At 69.3% G+C, this 19,740-nt stretch carries 15 protein-coding genes and 1 tRNA gene; 5 read left to right on the top strand and 11 right to left on the bottom strand.

All coding sequences use genetic code 11. The features are described from left to right. Positions 1 to 29: 29 nt before the first annotated feature. Entirely contained in the window at positions 30 to 2,603 is a 2,574-nt protein-coding gene (locus ABD678_RS08605) for a DEAD/DEAH box helicase (protein WP_344755698.1), read from the bottom strand. Between the two features lie 53 nt (positions 2,604 to 2,656). On the opposite strand from ABD678_RS08605, the gene ABD678_RS08600 reads away from it, so the two are divergent. Continuing rightward, a complete protein-coding gene (locus ABD678_RS08600) occupies positions 2,657 to 4,228 on the top strand; it encodes a molybdopterin-dependent oxidoreductase (RefSeq protein ID WP_344755696.1) in 1,572 nt (523 codons plus the stop codon). A 25-nt stretch (positions 4,229 to 4,253) separates the two neighbouring features. Here ABD678_RS08600 and ABD678_RS08595 read toward each other — a convergent pair whose 3' ends face one another. After that, on the bottom strand, positions 4,254 to 5,189 hold the full coding sequence (locus ABD678_RS08595) for a nucleoside hydrolase (protein ID WP_344755694.1): 936 nt from the start codon (positions 5,187 to 5,189) through the stop codon (positions 4,254 to 4,256). An 80-nt stretch (positions 5,190 to 5,269) separates the two neighbouring features. Here ABD678_RS08595 and ABD678_RS08590 point away from each other — a divergent pair, with 80 nt between their 5' ends. The 4 genes from ABD678_RS08590 to qcrB all read left to right on the top strand — a co-directional run bounded on the left by ABD678_RS08590 (position 5,270) and on the right by qcrB (position 9,949). After that, positions 5,270 to 6,187, top strand: a complete 918-nt coding sequence (locus tag ABD678_RS08590; protein WP_344755692.1) for an EamA family transporter — start codon at positions 5,270 to 5,272, stop codon at positions 6,185 to 6,187. A gap of 37 nt (positions 6,188 to 6,224) precedes the next feature. Then, positions 6,225 to 6,701 (top strand): SRPBCC domain-containing protein, encoded by a 477-nt coding sequence (locus ABD678_RS08585; RefSeq protein WP_344755690.1) that lies wholly within the window; start codon positions 6,225 to 6,227, stop codon positions 6,699 to 6,701. 134 nt (positions 6,702 to 6,835) lie between these two features. Beyond that, on the top strand, positions 6,836 to 8,290 hold the full coding sequence (locus tag ABD678_RS08580) for an SDR family NAD(P)-dependent oxidoreductase (RefSeq protein ID WP_344757132.1): 1,455 nt from the start codon (positions 6,836 to 6,838) through the stop codon (positions 8,288 to 8,290). A gap of 99 nt (positions 8,291 to 8,389) precedes the next feature. Further along, the gene (gene qcrB, locus ABD678_RS08575; protein WP_344755688.1) at positions 8,390 to 9,949 is read left to right on the top strand and encodes a cytochrome bc1 complex cytochrome b subunit; all 1,560 of its coding nucleotides are present in this window, start codon (positions 8,390 to 8,392) and stop codon (positions 9,947 to 9,949) included. Here the strand turns inward: qcrB and ABD678_RS08570 are convergent. The 9 genes from ABD678_RS08570 to rsfS form a co-directional block, all read right to left on the bottom strand. Next, positions 9,946 to 11,769 (bottom strand): hypothetical protein, encoded by a 1,824-nt coding sequence (locus ABD678_RS08570; RefSeq protein WP_344755686.1) that lies wholly within the window; start codon positions 11,767 to 11,769, stop codon positions 9,946 to 9,948. The two genes, qcrB and ABD678_RS08570, sit on opposite strands and share 4 nt — an antisense overlap. Next, a complete protein-coding gene (locus ABD678_RS08565; RefSeq protein ID WP_344755684.1) occupies positions 11,766 to 13,604 on the bottom strand; it encodes an outer membrane protein assembly factor BamB family protein in 1,839 nt (612 codons plus the stop codon). The genes ABD678_RS08570 and ABD678_RS08565 overlap by 4 nt, the downstream gene beginning before the upstream one ends. A gap of 39 nt (positions 13,605 to 13,643) precedes the next feature. Continuing rightward, positions 13,644 to 15,680, bottom strand: coding sequence for a hypothetical protein (locus tag ABD678_RS08560; RefSeq protein ID WP_344755682.1), 2,037 nt, complete (start codon positions 15,678 to 15,680; stop codon positions 13,644 to 13,646). Positions 15,681 to 15,753: 73 nt separating this feature from the next. Further along, entirely contained in the window at positions 15,754 to 16,506 is a 753-nt protein-coding gene (locus ABD678_RS08555; RefSeq protein WP_344755680.1) for a trimeric intracellular cation channel family protein, read from the bottom strand. A gap of 25 nt (positions 16,507 to 16,531) precedes the next feature. Next, positions 16,532 to 17,512: a squalene cyclase gene (locus tag ABD678_RS08550; protein ID WP_344755678.1), complete on the bottom strand. Its 981-nt coding sequence runs from the start codon at positions 17,510 to 17,512 to the stop codon at positions 16,532 to 16,534. Between the two features lie 55 nt (positions 17,513 to 17,567). Next, positions 17,568 to 17,640, bottom strand: a tRNA-Ala gene (locus tag ABD678_RS08545). 80 nt (positions 17,641 to 17,720) lie between these two features. Then, positions 17,721 to 18,353, bottom strand: a complete 633-nt coding sequence (locus ABD678_RS08540; protein WP_344755676.1) for a hypothetical protein — start codon at positions 18,351 to 18,353, stop codon at positions 17,721 to 17,723. A gap of 74 nt (positions 18,354 to 18,427) precedes the next feature. After that, positions 18,428 to 19,387 (bottom strand): hypothetical protein, encoded by a 960-nt coding sequence (locus tag ABD678_RS08535; protein ID WP_344755674.1) that lies wholly within the window; start codon positions 19,385 to 19,387, stop codon positions 18,428 to 18,430. Next, on the bottom strand, positions 19,384 to 19,740 hold the full coding sequence (rsfS, locus tag ABD678_RS08530; protein WP_344755672.1) for a ribosome silencing factor: 357 nt from the start codon (positions 19,738 to 19,740) through the stop codon (positions 19,384 to 19,386). Before rsfS ends, ABD678_RS08535 begins: the two co-directional genes overlap by 4 nt.

Here is a 19,740-nt window from a genome sequence, read left to right as displayed (position 1 = left end):
GGGACGTTGCGGTGGTCAGAGCCGCCCGATCATGATGACCCGACGTCGGTGACCCGGATGACCGCGACACCCTGTTCGGCCGACTCGGCGAGGTCGACGACGGCGCTCATCCCCCAGTCGTGATCGCCGGCGGGGTCGGCGAAGATCTGGCGCACGACCCATTCCGTGGGCTGCTGCTCGATCATGAGCATGGCCGCGCTGCGGGCGTCCGCGTCGGTGCCGATGTGGTCGTGGACGGCGTAGTAGGCGTCGAGCGCCTCGCCCCAGCGGGCCGCGTCGAAACCGGATGCGGCATCCAGCTCGCCGAGGGCATCCGCGTCGTCGAGGGCGGCGAGCTGCACACGGCGGAACAGCTCGTTGCGCACGAGCACCCGGAACGCGCGCTCATTCGTGACGACCGACGGCGGTGGCGGAGGGACGACGGGAACGTCGTCGGGCGCAGCATCGGGGTGGCTGAGCTCCTCCCACTCCTCGAGCAGGCTCGAGTCGACTTGCCGCACGAGCTCGCCGAGCCACTCCACGAGGTCCCGGATGTCGTCGGTCTTCGCCGACTCCGGGATGGTTTGGCGCACGGCCCGGAACGCCTCGGACAGGTAGCGCAGCAGCAGACCCTCCGATCGGCCGAGCGAGTAGAAGCCCACGTACTCGTTGAACGTCATCGCCCGCTCGTACAGGTCGCGCACGACCGACTTCGGCCGCAGCTCGAAATCGGCGGCCCAGGGCTGCGAGGCGCGGTAGGTGGCGAAGGCGGCGTCGAGGAGCTCCTCGAGCGGCTTCGGGTGGGTGATCGACTCGAGGAGCTCCATACGCTGCTCGTACTCGATGCCCTCCGCCTTCATCGCGGCGACGGCCTCGCCGCGCGCGCGGTGCTCCTGCGCGGAGAGCACGGGGCGCGGGTCCTCCAGGGTCGCCTCGATGACCGAGATGACATCGAGGGCATAGCTGCCTTCTCGCCCCGAGACCGGACTTTCTCGCCCTGAGCCTGTCGAAGGGGAAGGGTCGAGCAGATCGATGACCGCGAGCGCGAACGGCGAGAGCGGCTGGTTGAGGGCGAAGTTCGGCTGGAGGTCGACGGTGAGGCGGATGGCCACGGCCGGCTCCCCTTCGACAGGCTCAGGGCGAGAAAGTCCGGTCTCAGGGCGAGACGACGGGACCTGCTCCACGATGCCTGCGGCGCGCAGCGTGCGGTACATCGACAGCGCCTGCCGCGCGAGCTCGAGCTGCCGCGCCCTGGGCTCGTGATTGTCCTCCACGAGTGCGCGCAGCTCGGCGAAGGCGTCTCCGCCGCGCCCGATGACGTTGAGCAGCAGCGCGTGGCTCATCCGCATGCTCGACACGAGCCGTTCGGGCTCCGCCGCGACGAGCCGGCTGAAGCTCGGCTCGCCCCACGACACGAAACCCTCCGGCGGCTTCTTGCGCACGACCCGCTTGAGCTTCTTCGGGTCATCCCCGGCCTTCGCCACGAGCCGCGCGTTCTCGACCTCATGCTCCGGCGCCTGCACGACGACCGTTCCCGCGGTGTCGAAGCCGGCGCGACCGGCGCGACCGGCGATCTGGTGGAACTCGCGAGCGTTGAGCTGCCGCATCCGGGTGCCGTCGAACTTGGTGAGCGCCGTGAGCACGACCGTGCGGATGGGAACGTTGATGCCGACCCCGAGCGTGTCGGTGCCGCAGATGACCCGCAGCAGTCCGCGCTGGGCGAGCTGCTCGACGAGCCGGCGGTACTTGGGCAGCATCCCAGCGTGGTGCACGCCGATCCCCGAGCGGATGAGTCGCGACAGCGTCTGGCCGAACTTCGTCGTGAAGCGAAAATCGCCGATGAGGTCGGCAATCGCATCCCGCTGCTCGCGGTCGACGATCTTGACGCTCGTGAGCGCCTGCGCCCGTTCGAGCGCGGCGGCCTGCGAGAAGTGCACGATGTAGATGGGCGCCTGTCCGGTTTCCAGCAGGTCCTCGACCGTCTCGTGGATGGGCGTCGTCGCGTAGTAGAAGTGCAGCGGCACGGGCCGGTCGACCCCGGTGACGGATGCCGTGGGCCGCCCGGTGCGCGCGGTCAGGTCTTTCGCAAGCCAGTCCACGTCGCCGAGCGTCGCCGACATGAGCAGGAACTGTGCCCGCGGCATCCGCAGCAGGGGCACCTGCCAGGCCCAGCCGCGCTCCGGATCGGCGTAGAAGTGGAACTCGTCCATGACGACGAGGTCGACCGGGGTGTCCTCGCCGTGCCGCAACGACAGGTTCGCGAGGATCTCCTCCGTGCAGCAGATGATGGGCGCATCCGGGTTGACGCTCGAGTCACCGGTGACCATGCCCACCCGCTCGGCGCCGAAGGTGTCGACGAGGGCGAAGAACTTCTCCGAGACGAGCGCCTTGATGGGCGCGGTGTAGAAGCTGCGCTTACCGGCGCTGAGCGCCGCGAAGTGGGCGGCGACCGCGACGAGCGACTTGCCCGTGCCGGTCGGGGTGCTCAGGATGACGTTGGCTCCCGTGACGAGCTCCATCACGGCCTCGTCCTGTGCGGGGTAGAGCGTGAAGCCCTCAGCGGATGCCCACTCGACGAACGCGCCATAGACGAGGTCAGGGTCGGCGCTCTCGGGGATCTGCACACTTAACCGTCGCACACCCGCGCGATGCCGCGCGTCGCGCGTACTCTGGGTGAATGTCCCAGCAGACCGTGGGCGAGCCGCACCCGACGGCAACCGTTGCTGCGGGTCCCGCGCGTCGACGCGCGGCGCTCGCCGGTATCGCGTCGGCCGCGGCGGGGATCGGCGTCGCCGAAATCGTCGCCGCCGTGATCGCCCCACGATCGAGCTCGCTCTTCGCCGCGGGGTCCCTCGTGATCGACGTCGCACCGCCCTGGCTCAAGGAGAGCGTCATCGCCCTCGTCGGAACGGCGGACAAGGTCGTCATCATCGCTTCCGTCGCGGTGCTCGTCGCCGTGCTCGCGGCCGCCGCGGGCCTCCTCGAGCGGTCGCGACCGCCGTGGGGCCAGGTGCTTCTCGGCGCCGTCGGAGTCGTCGGGCTCGTGGCGGCCACGACGCGTGCAGACTCCTCGATGTTCTCGGCGATACCGTCCCTCCTGGCCATCGGGATCGGCGTCACCCTCCTGCGCGTCCTCACCCGGCAGTCCGCCGCCGTGAGCGCCGACCCGAACCCGAACGGCGTTCCGCGACGCACCTTCCTCATCACGAGTGGCCTTGCCGCAGGGCTCGGCGTGCTGGCGGTCGTCGCAGGCCGCGTGGCGGCATCCGGGATCCAGGCGGTCGACGCGGCACGCCGCATGTTCACGCTCCCCGCGCCCGCCGTGGCGGCGCCGCCCGTGCCTCCTGGCGCCACGCTCAACGTCGCCGGGATCACCCCGCTCATCACCCCGAACGAGAGCTTCTACCGCATCGACACCGCGCTCATCGTGCCCTCCGTCGATCCGGCCAACTGGACGCTCACCGTCACCGGAATGGTCGAGCGCGACGTCACGATCACCTTCGACGAGCTGCTCGCCCTGCCTCTCGAAGAGAGCTACACGACCCTCGCCTGCGTCTCGAACTACGTCGGTGGCGACCTCATCGGCAATGCCCTGTGGCTCGGCTACCCGATCCGCAAGCTGCTGGCGAGGGCAGGTCCGAAGTCGGGGGCCGACATGGTGCTCTCGCGCAGCGTCGACGGCTTCACGGCGGGCACGCCGCTGGAAGCCCTCACCGACGACCGCAACGCCATCCTGGCCGTCGCGATGAACGGTTCGCCGCTTCCCGCCGAGCACGGTTTCCCCGTGCGGATGGTCGTACCCGGCCTGTTCGGATACGTCTCTGCCACGAAGTGGGTGACGGAGCTCACCGTTTCGACGTTCGCGCAGGAGTCGGCCTACTGGACCGACCGGGGCTGGAGTGCGCGCGGCCCGGTCAAGCTCTCCTCCCGCATCGACACCCCGCGCGAGTCGCGACAGGTCGCGGAGGGCGAGGTCGTCGTGGCCGGTGTCGCGTGGTCGCAGCACGTCGGCGTCTCGCGCGTCGAAGTGCAGGTCGATGACGGGGCGTGGTCGGATGCCGTGCTCGCCGACGCGATCTCTGCGGACACCTGGCGTCAGTGGTCGTACCCCTGGAACGCGCGGCAGGGGCGGCACCAGCTCACCGTTCGGGCGACGGATGCCAACGGCCGGCTTCAGACCTCGGCCTACGCGGATGTCGTCCCCGACGGCGCCACCGGACTGCACTCGATCGTCGTCGACGTCGGCTGACCCCTCGGGCGGAGCAGCCTCCGGGTCAGGACTCGCGAGAGGCAGCGACGCTCTCATAGACGCCGAGCACGTAGTCCCAGAACCCCGGCACGTCGAGCGTGACGGGCACGAGCGCGTTGGGGATGCTCGACCGGAAGTCGGTCACGGTCATCCCGGCAGTCCATTCCCCCGCGGTCTCGACCTCGACGCGCGCGGGCACGCTCGTGAACAGGTCGGGTCGGGTCAGGTAGGCGACGGCGCACACGTCGTGTACGGCCTGGCCGCCCCAGTCGGGATCCTGCGGGTCGTTCCAGAAGGTCGCGAGCGGCACGACGATGTCGCGACCGAGCGGGCCGAGGTCGAGCATCCGGTGCTTGATCGCGTCATCGACGAGCGCCTGCAGTGTGAGGTCGAGACCGACCATCACGACCTGCCAGCCGGCCGCGAACACTTCGGCGGCCGCTTCCGGGTCGGCGTAGATGTTGAACTCGGCGGCGGGCGTCGTGTTGCCGCGCGTGAACGAACCGCCCATGATCGTGAAGGATGCCGCCCACTCGGCGATGCGCGGTTCCGCACGCAGGGCGAGCGCGATGTTCGTCATCGGGCCGGTCGCCACGAGGTGGATCTCGCCCGGGGCATCCCGCAGCGTCTCGATGATGAGGTCGACGGCGTCACGGGAATCCAGGGGCAGCGTGGCCTTCGGCAGGATGACGTCGCCGATTCCGCCGACCCCGTGCACCTCGGCCGCGTTCTTCGTCTCCCGCACGAGCGGGCCGGCGGCGCCGGAGGCGACCGGGACATCCGGGAAGCCCAGGTACTCGCGCAGCTCGAGCGCGTTGCGGGTCGTGTTCTCAAGCACGACGTTGCCGCCGACGGTCGTGAGCGCGACGAGCTCGAGCGCGGGGTCGCCGTGGGCGAGCAGGATCGCGAGGGCGTCATCCAGGCCGGGGTCGCAGTCGAGCAGGAGTCTCTTCACGGTCATGCCACAAGCCTAGGGCGGTGTCTCGTTGTCCTACCCCGACGCTACAGTGGTGGCATGACGATACGTCGCTCCGATAACCCGTGACCGCTGTCGTCATCCTCGCCCTTCTGGCGAGCCTGCTCTACGGAGCCTCGGACTTCCTCGGCGCGCTCACCGCCCGCCGCCTCACGGTGATCAAAGCGAGCACCGCCATCTACCTCACCGCGGCCGTTGTCGCCGCACTCGCATTGGTGCTGTTCCCCTGGGTCTACAGCGACGAGGCTCTCTGGGCCGGCTCCATTGCGGGGCTCTTCGCGATCGTCGGGATGGTGACCTTCTACGCTGCCCTCGCGATCGGTCCGATGAGCCTGCTCGCTCCGCTCATCGCGCTCATCCAGACCGCGGTGCCGGTCATCGTCGCCGCCGTCACCGGGCAGAGCCTGCAACTCGTCGCCTGGATCGCCGTCGTGCTCGCTCTTGTTGCGACGACCCTGATCTCCATTCCGGCCGGTGCCCAGACCCCGGGAAGCAGGATCGAGCGCATCACGCCCCGGGGCGGGGTGCTCGCGCTCGTCTCGGGAGTCACCCTCGGACTCTCGGTCGTCTCCCTCGATACCGCACCGATAGAGTCAGGCGTATTCCCGGCATTCCTCGACATCGCGGTGGGCTTCGTCGTGCTGCTGCCGCTGCTGGCGGTGCGGAGGCTCCGCACGGGCGATGGCTGGTTGAAGGGCGAGGCGGATGCCGCCCCCCAGGCCGAGCTCTCGGATGGCGAACCGGCGGGTGCACGCATCTGGATCACGAGCGCGGTCGCCGGGGCCCTGCTCGGGATCGGCAACATCCTGCTCGTCGTCGCCCTGCACAGCGGGAACCTCGCGGTCGTCGCCGTGCTCATGGGCCTCTACCCGGTAGGGACGGTCATCCTCGCCCGACTCGTGCTCAAGGAACGCATGTCGCTCGTGCAGTTCTTCGGTGTCGCCCTCGCGATCACGGCCGCCATCCTGCTCGGGACGTCTTAGCCGCGGCGCTCCCGGCAGGCAGTCGTAGGATCTCCGCATGGATACCAGCAATCAGCTCGAATCACTCTCCTTCACGGTGTCGGGGCGCGTCGCCCGGCCCTGCGCGGAGGTCTATGAGGCCGTCGCCGATCCTGCTCGATTGTCGAAGTACTTCACGACCGGCGGGGCGCACGGTCGCCTGGAGGCCGGCACCGAGGTCACCTGGGACTTCCACGACTTCCCCGGCGCCTTCCCGGTCACCGTGCTCGAAGCCGACCCACCCCGGCGGATCGTCATCCGGTGGGGAGGGAGCGAGACGACGAGCGAGAGCGGAACGACCACGACGACCTTCGAGTTCGAACCCATCGACGGCGACACCCGCACTCTCGTGACGATCACCGAGTCCTCCTGGAAGGCAACCGCCGCCGGTGCGAAGAACGCCTTCGGCAACTGCGAGGGCTGGACGGGGATGCTCGCCGCCCTCAAGGTCTGGGTCGAGCACGGGATCAACCTGCGGGACGGTTTCTACAAGTAGACGGGTTCCCTCCGATCGGAACCGCGGCAACGGCGAGGCTCGGCTCTCGCCGGTAGAATCGTGCGGTGACGGAGGATCAGCGGGGAGCAAGCGAACCTCAGCCTACCGACCCCGCAAACTTCGATCCTGCAGGCATCAACCCCGTAGGCATCGCAACCGCCGACCTCGAAACCGTGCTTCGTGTGCTCGCCGCGATGGACGCACTCGACGAGGAGCATCCGGATTTCATCGCCGTCCGACAGGCGACCGCACGGATGTTCAAGGCCGTCAAGAAGACCCGTCGGCTCGAGAAGCGCGCCGAGATCGCCGAAGCCGACCGCGCCGTCGTCGCCGCGACCGCGACCGGAGCACCCGACCGCATCGACGACGAGACCCGTGGCATCCCGCTTGCGACGCGCGTCGCCGCGCCCATCGCTGGTGAACTGCTCAAGCCCCGTGCCTGTTACATCTGCAAGCAGCAGTACACCCAGGTCGACGCGTTCTACCACCAGCTCTGCCCGGAGTGCGCCGCCTTCAGCCACGCCAAACGCGACGCCCGCACCGACCTCACCGGTCGCCGCGCGCTCCTCACCGGCGGGCGCGCCAAGATCGGCATGCACATCGCCCTGCGCCTGCTGCGCGACGGCGCGCACACGACGATCACGACCCGCTTCCCGCGCGACGCCGTGCGCCGGTTCTCGAGCCTCCCGGATGCCGCCGACTGGCTGCACCGGCTGCGCGTCGTCGGCATCGACCTGCGCGATCCGGCCCAGGTTCTCGGGCTCGCCGACTCGGTCGCGGAGGCCGGGCCCCTCGACATCCTCATCAACAACGCCGCGCAGACCGTGCGCCGCTCTCCCGGCGCCTACGCGCCGCTCGCCGCCGCGGAACTCGAACCGCTGCCCGACGGGCCGCTCCCCGAGTTGCTCACGTTCGGGCACACGAACGACGCGCACCCGCAGGCCCTCGCCGCGTCCGTCGCCGCGCATCCACTGCTCGCCCGAACGGCGGGGGTCACCGCCGAGGAACTCGCCGAGCTCGCCATGACCGCAGGATCCTCCTCGCTCGAGCGGATGGCGGCCGGCACCGCGATCGACGCGGGCGGCCTAGTCCCCGACGAACTGCACGTCAACAGCTGGACCCAGCACGTGCAGGAGGTCGACCCGCTCGAACTGCTCGAGGTTCAGCTCGCGAACACGACGGCGCCCTTCCTGCTCATCAGCCGGCTGCGTCCCGCGATGGCCGCGAGCACCGCACACCGAAAGTACGTCGTCAACGTCTCGGCGATGGAGGGCCAGTTCGCCCGACGCTACAAGGGGCCGGGGCATCCGCACACCAACATGGCGAAGGCCGCCCTCAACATGCTCACCCGCACGAGTGCGGGCGAGATGCTCGAGACCGACGGCATCCTCATGACCGCTGTCGACACCGGATGGATCACCGACGAGCGCCCGCACCACACCAAGGTTCGACTCGCCGAAGAGGGCTTCCACGCCCCCCTCGACCTCGTCGACGGCGCCGCCCGGGTGTACGATCCCATCGTGCGCGGCGAGGCGGGCGAGGATGTCTACGGAGTCTTCCTGAAGGACTACCGACCCGCAGCCTGGTAGCTGCCCAGCCGTACCATGGAGCGACGGAGATCCGTGCAGGATCGCTGTCACATCGAGGGGGTCTGTTCGGTCTCGGCTATAGGGAGACGGGAGAGCATCATGCAGAGGACTTCGGCAATCGACTGGTTCACGACCCGTACGGCGATGGGGAGAACGGTCGCGGCACTTGCCGCCGAGCTCCGGGCCAGGAGGGCTCCGGTCCACTGGTCGAACATGTTCGGCGTCGTCGCGTTGGCCTGCATCCTCGTCATCTTCGTCACCGGGTTCTTCCTGATGTTCTTCTACTCGCCGTCGAGCACCACGGTCACCTACCGCGGGAGCTACGCTCCGCTGGATGGGGTGGAGATGTCGACCGCCATGCACTCCACGATGACGATCTCGTTCGACCTGCGCGGCGGACTGCTCATGCGGCAGGCGCACCACTGGGCGGCGCTCCTGCTCCCGACCGCCCTCATCCTGCAGTTGCTCGTCACCTTCTTCACCGGTGCCTTCCGCAAGCCGCGGCTGGGGAGCTGGGTGCTTCTCTTCCTCATCCTCATCACCGCGCTCGTCGGCGGCTGGAGCGGGTATGCGCTGCCCGACGACATGCTCTCCGGCACGGGCCTCCGCATCGTCGAGGGCATCGTGCTGGGCATCCCGATCGTCGGCACCTGGACTTCTGCCCTGCTCTTCGGAGGGCCGTTCCCGGGTGACATCATCGCCCACCTCTACCCCCTTCACATCGTCGTCGTCCCCGTACTGCTCGTCGTCCTCGTGGCCGCACGCATCCGGTCCGCCTGGGTGCACAAACCGGCCCAGTTCGCCGAAGCGGGACGCACCGAGGACAACGTGGTCGGCGTTCCGATCCTCCCGAACGCCGCCGTTCGCGCCGGCGGGCTGTTCCTCATCGTCGCCGGGCTGCTCGTGCTCGTGGCGGCCACCACGACCATCAGCCCGATCTGGCTCTACGGGCCGTCCTCCCCCGCCGACGCCTCCGCCGGGAGCCAGCCCGACTGGTACACCGGTTTCCTCGACGGCGCGCTGCGGCTGATTCCGCCCGGCTGGGAAGTCGTCTGGCTAAGCCACACCTGGACCTTCGCCGTCATCGTCCCGCTGGCCCTCGTCGGCCTCTACCTGCTGGCCGTGCTGCTCTATCCGTTCTTCGAGCAGTGGATCACCGGCGACCGGAGGGAACACCACCTCCTGGATCGGCCGCGCAACACCCCGACCCGGACCGGTATCGGCGTGGCCGGCATCGTCTTCTTCGGCGCGCTCTGGGGGGCCGCCAGTGCGGACCTCGCCGCCACCCATCTGCACCTGAGCGTCGAGAACGTGGTGACGGCGTACCAGGTCATCGTGATCGTCGGCCCCGTCATCGCGTTCCTGCTCGCCCGCCGGATCTGCTTCGCCCTCCAGCGGAAGGATCGGGAGATCCTTCTGCACGGGCACGAGAGCGGGCGTATCGTCCGCTTCCCCGGCGGAGAGTACGTCGAGATCCACAAGCCCGCGGATGCCTACGAACGCTGGCGGCTGATCGCACCACCCGGCGACCGGCCGCTCGAGCTGCACCCGGATGCCGACGGCCGCATCCGCTTGACCACCCGGCTGCGGGCCCGGATCTCGAGGTTCTTCTTCGAGGACCGGATCGCGCCGGACCTGGACGAGCTGGACGCGAGCTAGTCGTCCGACCGGCCTGCGGTCTTGCCCTCGATGGGCGGCATCCGGTCGGCGACGACCGCGGCGAGTACCGAGAGCAGGGCGCAGACGAGCAGGCCGGTCCCGAACAGCTGGTCGCCGATCTCGGCGAATGCGCCAAGGTTGATGGAGGCGTCCGGGTTGCGCGCGAGCGCGGTGAAGGCGAGCACCGTCACGCCGAAGACACTGTTCGCGAGGAACAGGAGCAGGCGCGCGGGGCGAGGGTATTTCCGCGAAGTCTCATTCGCACCTCCACCGCCGGTCAGGAAGGACCACACGAAGCCGAAGAGCACGAAGGCGACCCCGGTGAAGCCGAGTACGGCGCCGAGGGGGTCGGAGACGAAGTCGCGCTGGTCGAAGAACGCGGCGAGCAGCAGCGCGACGGCCAGCCCGGTCACCCTTCGCATGGTGAGTTGCCGACGGATGCCGAACCAGGCCAGCAGCGCGAAACATCCGACGGTCGCGACCGCGGTGAGACCGCCGCTCGTCCACAGCCAGCTGCCGAGCCCGGCGAGCGGGGCGACGGCGACGGTCACCGTGACGACGCCGATGCCGCCGATCAGCTCGGGGATGGTGCGGATGCCGCGGCGCGCGAGGATGACGGCGAGCACGATCGTGGTGAGGCCCACCACGAGGCGCACGATGCCGATCGCCGTGGACGTCGTGAGGAGGGCAACAGCGGCCTGCGGCCACGCGAGCAGGTCGAGGGGTACACCGTAGGCGAACAGGACCTGCACCACGAGAAGGGTGATGACGAGGGGTGCGAGGGTGATGGCGAGCGCCGCGGCAATGGGCGTCGCAACCGACCCCATTCGATCGACGAGACGCGACGCGCTCGGTACGAGGCGGCGTCGCCCGCGCAGCAAGGACAGCGCGTACCAGAGTGCCGCGATCGCCGCGATGAGCAACAGTGAGGTCGCCAGCTGCAACGGGCTCACCCCGTCGGGGTCGGTGAACGCGACGACAAGTGCCCAGACGCGCCAGAGGATCACGATCACGAGCCCGATGACGAGGGCGACTGCGGGGAGCCTGCGCCGCACGACGCCGACCGCCCACAACGCTGTCGAAGCGGAAAGCTCCGCGACCGCGGCGCCTGCGGCGATCGCAGCGGGTACTGCGAGCTGCCCCAGAGTCGTCATCGTGAGCGAGAGCATGGCGGGCCCGAAGTCGACACCGGATGGCGCGCTCGTGGCCAGGGCGCGACCGGATGCGACGGCGAAGGCGATACCGATGGTCGGAAGGATGACCACGAACTCCCACCACGCGAAGCGGTACCGACGGCGCACGATCGTGAACACGATGAGCCCGATGCCGGCCACGAGCGTCGCAATCCGTCCCGGCGAGAACAGGTCAAAGCTGTCCGGCGCACTCGCGAATTGCAGGATCAGCACCACGAGGATGGTGATGGCCGTCGACAGCCACGCCGAGACGTGAAGCGCTGCGGTCTGCAGGAGCGCCATGGAGAGTACGACGAGGAGCAGCAGCATCCAGAGCACCGGACGCGGGAACGACAGCGTCTCCGAACCGACCGTCACCGAGAGTTCGAGGGACTCCCGCAGCAGCCCCGAGAACACGATGCCGAGCACGGCGAGCGCGTAACCGCAGATGGCGAGTACGACAATCGCCCGAAGCCCGAGCGGCCAGGCCTTCGCCCGCAGGCGGCCCTCGCGGTAGGAGTCGGCGAGCACGTGGTCGAAGAGCTCGACGAACATCGACCACGCGAGCAGGGGCCCGCGCACGAACGCCGACCGGCGCCGGGCCACCGGGGTCGCCGACACGCCGACCGGAGTCGCGTCGGCGCTCACGGCTGCCCCACCATGACGGCCGGTTGGTTGCTGCGGAACACCCAGAACCCGTCGACGCCCGGGAGCGCGTACCGGTAGATGGAGAGGGCGAGCGACGGGATGCTCCACTCGCCTTCGCTCCCGCCGGTCGCGTCGACCAGGCGCGCGCGCGAGTCCTCGAAGAGCACGATGCGCTCGCCGTCGGTCACGACATCCTGCGCGCCGGCCAGCGTCCACCGCACGATGCCCGACCTCGCCTCGACCGCGGTGGTCGCCTCGTTCGTCACAAGCACGAGTGCGTCACCGAGGTCGGCCGAGGCGCGCAGGAATCCGCCGTAGCGCAACTCCCACAGGTGGTCTCCGGATGCGGCGTCGTAGCCGCCGAAGATGCCGTCCTCCCTGGCCACGACGATCGCGCCGTCGGACGTGGCCACCGAACTCGCCGTCTCGCCGGTGTCCTCCGACCAGACCGTCTCACCGGAGTCCAGTGCGAACGTGGTGATCGCCCCCGCCCGGTCGATGACCACGACGCTGTCGCCCGCGACCGTCGCGGGAAGGCTCACGTCGGCGGCGAGCTTCCGCTGCCAGACGATGTCGCCGGTCGGCAGGTCGACCCTGGAGACGATCCCGTCGAGGCCGACGACGATCACGCTGCCGTTGCCGGCATCCGCGGGCGGGGCGAAGACGAGCTCACGGGTGTCCATGGTCCACAGGCGTTGCCCCGCATCCGAGTAGGCGATGACCTGGCGCAGGCTCGTCGTGACGACCGTGACGTCGCCCGCGGTCGCGAGGGCGATGATCTCACCGCCCGGGTGCGCGAACCACCGGCGCTGGAGCAGTCCTGAGTCGAGCCGCAGCGCCACGAGGTCGTCGGCGTTCTGGTCGGCGGCGACGATGAGCCCCGAGGCCGTGCGTCTCGGTGCATTGGCGAGAGACACCAGGAGATGCTGCTCTCCGAAGAACGCGTCGGGGTAGCGGATCTCGACCTCCACCGGCCGCCAGTCGTCGATCGCACCCCAACCCGGCGGCGCGGCAACGGCATCCGTCGCGGCCGCGGTCGGCGTCGACGACGGCGGCCCCTGCGCGACCGGGCTGCCGTTCACGGTGCCGACGATGGCCACGCGGCCACGCCCCTCGCACCACAAATCCATCTCGGTGATCTCGAGCAGGGTGGCTCCACTCGAATCGCGGTACACGCTGGCGCCCTCGGTCTGCAGGCAGGCGGCGAGCTCGGCGTCGTCGAGCCCGGAGGCGGCGATGAGCTCGGCGTTCGTCGGTTCGGATGCCCGGTGGTCGGCGGTGTAGGTCATGATCCCGCCCGGCAGCGCGTCGCCCTCGCTTCTCCAGGTCGAGCCGGGCGCGACATCCGCCGGAAGTTCGAGGAGTGCGGGCGAATACGCGAATCCCACGGAGCCGCCGTGGCCTGCGAGAAGCGTGAGCCCCTCTTCCGAGAGCCGGTGCAGTTCGGTGGTCTGGGTGAGTTCCCCACCGGAGAATCCCGTGGCGGACTCGCGCCACAACTGCGCGATGCGGACGTCATCGCCCAGGTCGCCGACGACCGATGCCCCGGCGGACACCGGCAGTTGCAGGATGTTGCTGAAGCCGATCGTGCGAGCCGACTCGGACATCCGGAGCGTTCCGAGATCGTCGAGAACCCATTCGAGATAGCCGTCTGCCGGCAGGTATTTCGCCGCAGCACCACCGAGCACTTCGGTCGTCTGACGGTCGGCGACCGCGATCGTCGCCCCCGTCACGAGCACCACGGCGGCGATCGATCCGGCCGCGATCAGGGATGCCGGCCGCACGCGCCGTTCCGCCGGATCGGCATGGGGGCGCTCGGGCGGCGGAGACTCCATCCGCCCATCGTAGGGGTAGAGGGGCAACGGTGATGGCTGCTACAACGCCGAGGCGTCGCGGCCGGACCCCGCGAATGGGTCGCCCGCGTAGACGAAGGTCGTCCGGGCTCCGACCACCTGCACAACGGGGGTCTCGACCAGGGCGCCGAGAGGCTCGAGGGGCTCCACCCGCAGGTCGCCCTCCACGTCGATGTCCTCCCGCAGTGCGCCGTCGACCGTTCGTTGCAGGGATGCCGCGACGTAGCCGTTCTGCTGGTCCCGCGCCATGATCCGGATGCTGATGGCGATCGCGCCGCCGCTCTTCGCGACCGCCAGGAGTCCCACGTAGGTGAAGCGGCGCCGCGCTGGCGACAGGGCTTCATCGAGGTCGACGACGAGCAGGTCCACGCTCCACGACCTCGTCGTGGGGAAGCCGCTGCGAGAGAGATAGACGTCTGCCGCGATGACCCCGTGAAGTCGGCGGAGAAAGGCACGGAGACGGCCGCGGGTCTGCCCCTCCTCGGCACGCTGGACATAGACCGGCACGGCGGGCCTGGGGACCGAGACCCCCTTCCGCACGATGGCGAAGTCGGTGAGAACCTGCCGGCCGCTGAAGTATTCGCACGCGCCCATGACCTCCCGATTGCCGTTCCAGTAGTCCTGTGCGATGGGATCCGTGAGCTCCACCGCGAAGGTCTGGCCCGTCTCGGCATAGCTCGGTGCCTGGTGGGTATGACCGAGCGTGTAATCGGGAGGGAGCGGTGGTCCGGCGCTGACCGTGACCCAGGGAACGACCGATTCCGTATCGGTGGCCCTCGGTCGGCCGTCAAGGCGGTGAACCGGATCGATTCGGTGCTCGAGGGAGAGAACCCGGATCCCTTCGGCGACCGGGAAGCGCGCGATGGGAGAGCCCGCCGTGATGAGGTGTTCGATCCTGAGGGTGGAGAAGACGCCCGGGATGGGATACCTCCCCGTCGCGATCTGGGCGGCGACCAGGCCACCGAGGCTGAATCCGCTCATGAGCACAGGGGCATCCGCCGGGATCTTCGCCTCGGCGATCGCGGCGAGGGTCCCTCTCAGCAGGCTGGACTCCCTGCCGGAGACCGCGAGGAGGTCGGCGGTCAGGTCGTTCGGCGCCTTGCCCGCGCGGGGGTGCCAGCTCTGGGTGCTGGAGACCTGCACCATCCAGAGGTCCCCCCAGGCGCGATTCGTGGTGTGCACGACCCTGACGACTGCGCAGTCCGGCGAGTCGTCGAGGTTCGGATCGCACATGTCGTCGATTTCGCGGGCACTCTGGTAGAGGTCGCGCAGGCTCGTGATCCTTCTGCGACGGATGACCGCCGAGGCCAGTCCAGGGAACCCGCGGGGGTCCGGTGAGGGCTGGAGCCTCATCCGGGTGTCGGTCGCGGCATCCGGGGTGACCGGGAACGGTGCTTCGCCTTCGACCGTATAGTCCTCCACCGCACGCGCGGTCTGAGGCCACCATGCGAGGAACGCACCGATCTCGGCGAAGGACGATGCGAGCCATCCGTCGTAGCGACTCGTCGTCTCCTCGTAGCCGTCGGCGAAGAAGTGCCAGTGGCTCCCGACGTCGATGAGCGCACGCAGTGTCGCGCGGAACAGCGTCGACCCGCGCAGCGGGAGGTCGACGACCGAGGTCCGGGAGCGCCGCAGCCGCCAGCTCCGCCAGCCGAGGAACAGCCGCAGGGTGAAGATGAGCGGTCCGAGGAAGAGGATGCTGCCGCGGGCTGCCGCGGCGAGAGTCGTTCCGACGGAGGAGTTCACGGCGTCGTTGAGAACGAGTCTCGCCCAGGCCGGGCTCCGGGGAAAGCGGAAGGAGACCGGGTACTTCCGGTGCCGGAGGCCGAAGTAGGCGTTGACGAGCACCGCCCAGGCCCACCAGAGGAGGAATCCGATGCCCACCAGAGCCCCGATGACGACGACGAGCGCGAACATGAGAAGCCCGAGCGCGAGCCACAGTGCCGCCAGGATGACGAGGCCGATCGCGACGAAGAATCGCTTGACGACCCCGCTGGTCTTCACGATCGAGACCGGAAGCTCTGCGCCTACCTCGCTTGCGGCTCCGTCCGGCGACATGCTGGCCCCCTCCAACGGAATCGGCTACCGAGTGGGAATGTACCGCGCGCCCGAACCGGACACAAGAACCGGGTCACTCCGGTGGTTCGGTCGGCCGGGGATCGGATGCCCCGCCCCGCCCGCTCCACCATCCGGCGCGCCAGCCCCTGAGTGCCTTCGGCGGGCGGATTCGCATCTCGGAGGGGAGAATCCAGCCGAAGCGCTTGGCGAGCAGGGAGAGGGCGGCCGCGCTCAGGATGGCGACGACGGTTCCGATCTCCGGCTGGCCGAGCTCGGTCAGGACCACCATCTCGACACTCGCCACGAAAGCACTCGTCGCATAGAGGGTGTTACCGCCGAAAACCGTGGGAACCCTCATGAGGAAGACGTCGCGCACCATCCCACCGCCGATTGCAGTGAGCATGCCGAGCAGGATCGCGGGTAACCAGCCGAGGTCGGCGGCGAGTGCCTTCTGCGCGCCGACTGCGGCCCAGCATCCGACCGCGAGCACGTCGAGCAGTAGAAGCGCGAGGCGGGGGAACCGGCCCTTGAACCTGATGAAGAAGGCGATGATCGCACCGACGATGGCGACCCCGAGGTAGTAGGGGTCGGTGAGGGCGACGGGCGGACCCTGCTGCAGCAGGGTGTCGCGGATCATGCCCCCGCCGAGCCCGGAGAGGATCGCGAGAATCACGAAGCCGACGAGGTCGAGCCGGGCCGCGCGGGCGGCTATGCCGCCGAGGATCGCGTTGGCGAGCACGCCGGCGAGATCGACGAGGCGGATGGCGTCGCTGAGGGTCGCGACACCCAGTGTCACGCCATCGGGGAGGAGAATCGCGGCGTTCATCGCGGCCAACTCTAGTGGTGCGGCGCTACGGGGCCGTGACGCCGTCCCACCACTCGAGCACCCGCGTGCCGTAGAAGGTCAGCCAGGGCGACGGCTCGCCGGGCGGGACGTCGACCTCGAACCACACGCGTCCCGGATGCCGCCGCTCCTGCTCCCAGGTGCCATCGGCTCGGCGTGCGGCGCGCACGGCATCGATCGCGTCGGCGATCCGCGGGTCGGGTGCAACGCCGTCGTGGAGGGCGGCCGCGCGGAAGTAGTCGGTCGCGTTGAGCACGCTGTAGAACCAGCGGAACGGGTACACGAAGCGGCCGACCCAGTGGCCCGGGAACTCTACCGTCGTGAGCGTGCGCATGAGCCGACGCTGGAGGAGGTACTCCTCGCCGGCGCGGCGGGCGGCGCGCAGCTCGTCGCTACCGCCGGTGGCCGCCTCGTGGTAGAGGATGCCTTTGAGCGAGTTGAGCGTGGAGTGGAAGGAAGACCGGGTCGAGCCGTTCACCCACTCGCAGTTCCAGCCGCCCTCCGGCTGCTGGTGGTCGACGAACCACCGGGCGAGCCCCGAGACATCCGCGCCGAGCCATGCGCCGTTGGCGAGCGTGTAGCCGTTGATGCAGCAGTCGACCTCGCCGTCCCAGTGTGGGAGGTTGTCATACTCCCAGCGACTGTTGGCCTTGAGCTTCTCAGCGGTGCCGGCGAGCGCGGAGGCGTCGAGCCCCCACTCGCGAAGCATGTTGAGCGGCCAGGTCGTGGCCGTCCACGGCTGGCCGGCGTCGTCGGCGGCTTCGGGCCCGGCGAAGTCGAAGCCACCCGGGAAGTAGGCGCCGCCCGCCCACTGGCCGTCGGCATCCTGCAGCGCCAGCAGCCTTGCCCCGAAGCCCTCGGTCGCAACGCGCGACCTGGTCGCCTCCCACACCTCGGGTGGGGCGCCGACGAGGTCGCGCTCGACCTGCCAGCGCAGCGCGGGGTCGGAGTCGAGCATCCAGTCGAGCAGTTTCCGGTCGATCGTCATTGCGGCAGGTTACAGCGGCACGCCGACATGTCCCGGAGCGGAGTAAGAAAATCTGTGGAGCTGAGGGGATTCGAACCCCTGACCCCCTGCATGCCATGCAGGTGCGCTACCAACTGCGCCACAGCCCCGTGGTTCGCGATCGCTCGCAAACAACTTCCTTAGATTACTACACCTGCCGAGGTCGCACGGAACCGCTCCGGCGCATCGATCAGACATAGCCCATGCTGGTCGACGCCGCCCGCGCGATGTTGAGCATGGGGTCGAGCGATGTCGCGGTCGCCTGGACCCGCAGCTCGAAGCCCTCGACGAGGATGTGGACGGTCCAGAACTCGCCGATCTCGTCGACCGTGTGCTCGTAGTAGCACTCGTCCAGGAACGGCGGGCACTCCGAGAAACCGGCAGCCTGCCATTGCGTCACCTGGAGTGCATCCGTCGCGGGCCCCCGCGCGGCGACGTAGACGGAGAGGAACCCCGCATCGGAGTTCGGGATCCCCCACACGCACATGAGCCCGCCGCGCGCCGCAAAATCGTGTGCCACCGGATCGCTGTCGGTCAGGCTGCTGGGGAGCGGGTCGAAACCGGAGGAGAACTGGGCCTGTACGACATCGAGCGACACGAGACCGTCGCAGGTGTCGGGTATGACGAGGGATGCCGCATCCGGCGTTTCGCTCGGGGTCGGACTCGGCGAGGAGCTCACACCGGGGCTGGGGCTCGTCGATGGGACGACCGGTTCGGGGGCGCATCCGCTGAGTGGAATCGCCAGCAGAGCGAGAAAGGCGACGGTGGGAAGGGCTCTGCTCTTGATCGCACCGGCACGGGCGGCGTGGACGCGGCTCTTCATGGTGATGCCCCATCTCATGGAGATCGTGGTGCGGTCACGGCCATTGTGGCATGCTCCGGAGGCGTGCGGTAGCCTCAGCGGCACCCGCCGGTAAGCCGAGATCGCAGGTTGCGCATCCCCTGCACCGCCGAACGCAATTCCTGCAGCCGGTGATGCGGGAGGAACTGCTGGGTGTCGGTGCCGAGGTCGCTCGCCGTGCGGCTCACCGCGACCGTCTCGACGGAGAACCCGAACTCGAGCCCCAGGATCTCGATCGCGGCAGCCCCCTGATACGGCACGTACACGGGCGTCGTGATGACGAGCACCGAGCGCGCATCGAGCGCGCGGCCGGCCCAGAACCGATAGGTGTCCGCCGTGTTCGCGCGGCGCACGGCGGGCTCGGATGATGGGGCTGCGACCACCCGCAGGGTGCGGCCATCGGCGACCCAGGAGAGGTCCCGCCAGGCTTCGGCGCCCTTGCCGTCCTCCGACCGCTCGGATGCCGGCGCGCCAGCCAGCCCGAACGCCTGGCGCATCCCGGCAGCCATCGCATCCACCTCGTTGTCGCCGTCGACGCCGAGCCGCGGCGCAAGCTCCACCTCGTCGCCGGCAAAGGGGCGGAACCCGCCAAGAAAGACCCCCTCATTCCAGTCGAGGCCCGCGTCGGCGAGCTCTCGCAGATATCGCGGCTTGACGATCCCGGCGCGCACCATCCCGCCGGTCATGACGACGGCATCGTAGTGGCGGCGGCTCGGCGGTGGCGTTCCGTCGAGGCCGAGCGCCGCCGTCGAGGCATCGATCGCGGCGAGCTGCGCCGCAGTGAAATCGGGTACGCGGGCGAGGTTGCGCTCACGCCCGCCCCTGAAGTCCCAATTCGCGGCCGCGAAGGCGTCGAGAGCGTCGAGAGTACGCCCGGGCGCGGGGCCGCGGAGAGGGGCATTCTGGAATGCCGCGACCACCCCGGTGTCGAAAAGCGCGGCAGTCCACGCGTCGATCGCCGCCACGCAACGCTCGGCATCGCCGGGGAGGGCGTCCCACCTCGGCAGCACGGTCACAGCCCCAGCGGAAGTACCGGGCAGTCCTTCCAGAGCCGCTCGAGCGAGTAGTACATCCGGTCCTCCTCATGGAAGACGTGCACGACGAGATCGCCGAAATCGAGCAGCACCCACCGGCCTTCGGTCCTGCCCTCGCGCCGCAGCGGCTTCGCTCCGAACTCGATGAGCTTCTCTTCGACCTCGCCGGCGATCGCGACCACCTGCCGTTCGTTGCGACCGCTCGCGAGGAGGAAGACATCCGCGAACGGGAGCGGCACCGAGACATCGAGTGCCACGAGATCCTCGGCCTGCTTCGAGTCGGCGGCGGCGGCCGCGATCATGAGCAGTTCGCGCGCGCGATCGGACGCCGTCAC

Origin of the sequence: Leifsonella bigeumensis, assembly GCF_039537265.1 — a bacterium.
Lineage (GTDB): Bacteria > Actinomycetota > Actinomycetes > Actinomycetales > Microbacteriaceae > Terrimesophilobacter > Terrimesophilobacter bigeumensis.
Note: the sequence above shows the minus strand (reverse complement) of the source record. Positions and strands in the feature narration are given on the sequence as shown.

Bases quoted from the DNA above. Each gene is read 5' to 3' on its own strand.
- ABD678_RS08600 (WP_344755696.1), top strand. From the start codon at position 2,657: ATGTCCCAGCAGACCGTGGGCGAGCCGCACCCGACGGCAACCGTTGCT.
- ABD678_RS08595 (WP_344755694.1), bottom strand. From the start codon at position 5,189: ATGACCGTGAAGAGACTCCTGCTCGACTGCGACCCCGGCCTGGATGAC.
- ABD678_RS08585 (WP_344755690.1), top strand. From the start codon at position 6,225: ATGGATACCAGCAATCAGCTCGAATCACTCTCCTTCACGGTGTCGGGG.
- qcrB (WP_344755688.1), top strand. From the start codon at position 8,390: ATGCAGAGGACTTCGGCAATCGACTGGTTCACGACCCGTACGGCGATG.
- ABD678_RS08565 (WP_344755684.1), bottom strand. From the start codon at position 13,604: ATGGAGTCTCCGCCGCCCGAGCGCCCCCATGCCGATCCGGCGGAACGG.
- ABD678_RS08560 (WP_344755682.1), bottom strand. From the start codon at position 15,680: ATGTCGCCGGACGGAGCCGCAAGCGAGGTAGGCGCAGAGCTTCCGGTC.
- ABD678_RS08555 (WP_344755680.1), bottom strand. From the start codon at position 16,506: ATGAACGCCGCGATTCTCCTCCCCGATGGCGTGACACTGGGTGTCGCG.
- ABD678_RS08550 (WP_344755678.1), bottom strand. From the start codon at position 17,512: ATGACGATCGACCGGAAACTGCTCGACTGGATGCTCGACTCCGACCCC.
- ABD678_RS08540 (WP_344755676.1), bottom strand. From the start codon at position 18,353: ATGAAGAGCCGCGTCCACGCCGCCCGTGCCGGTGCGATCAAGAGCAGA.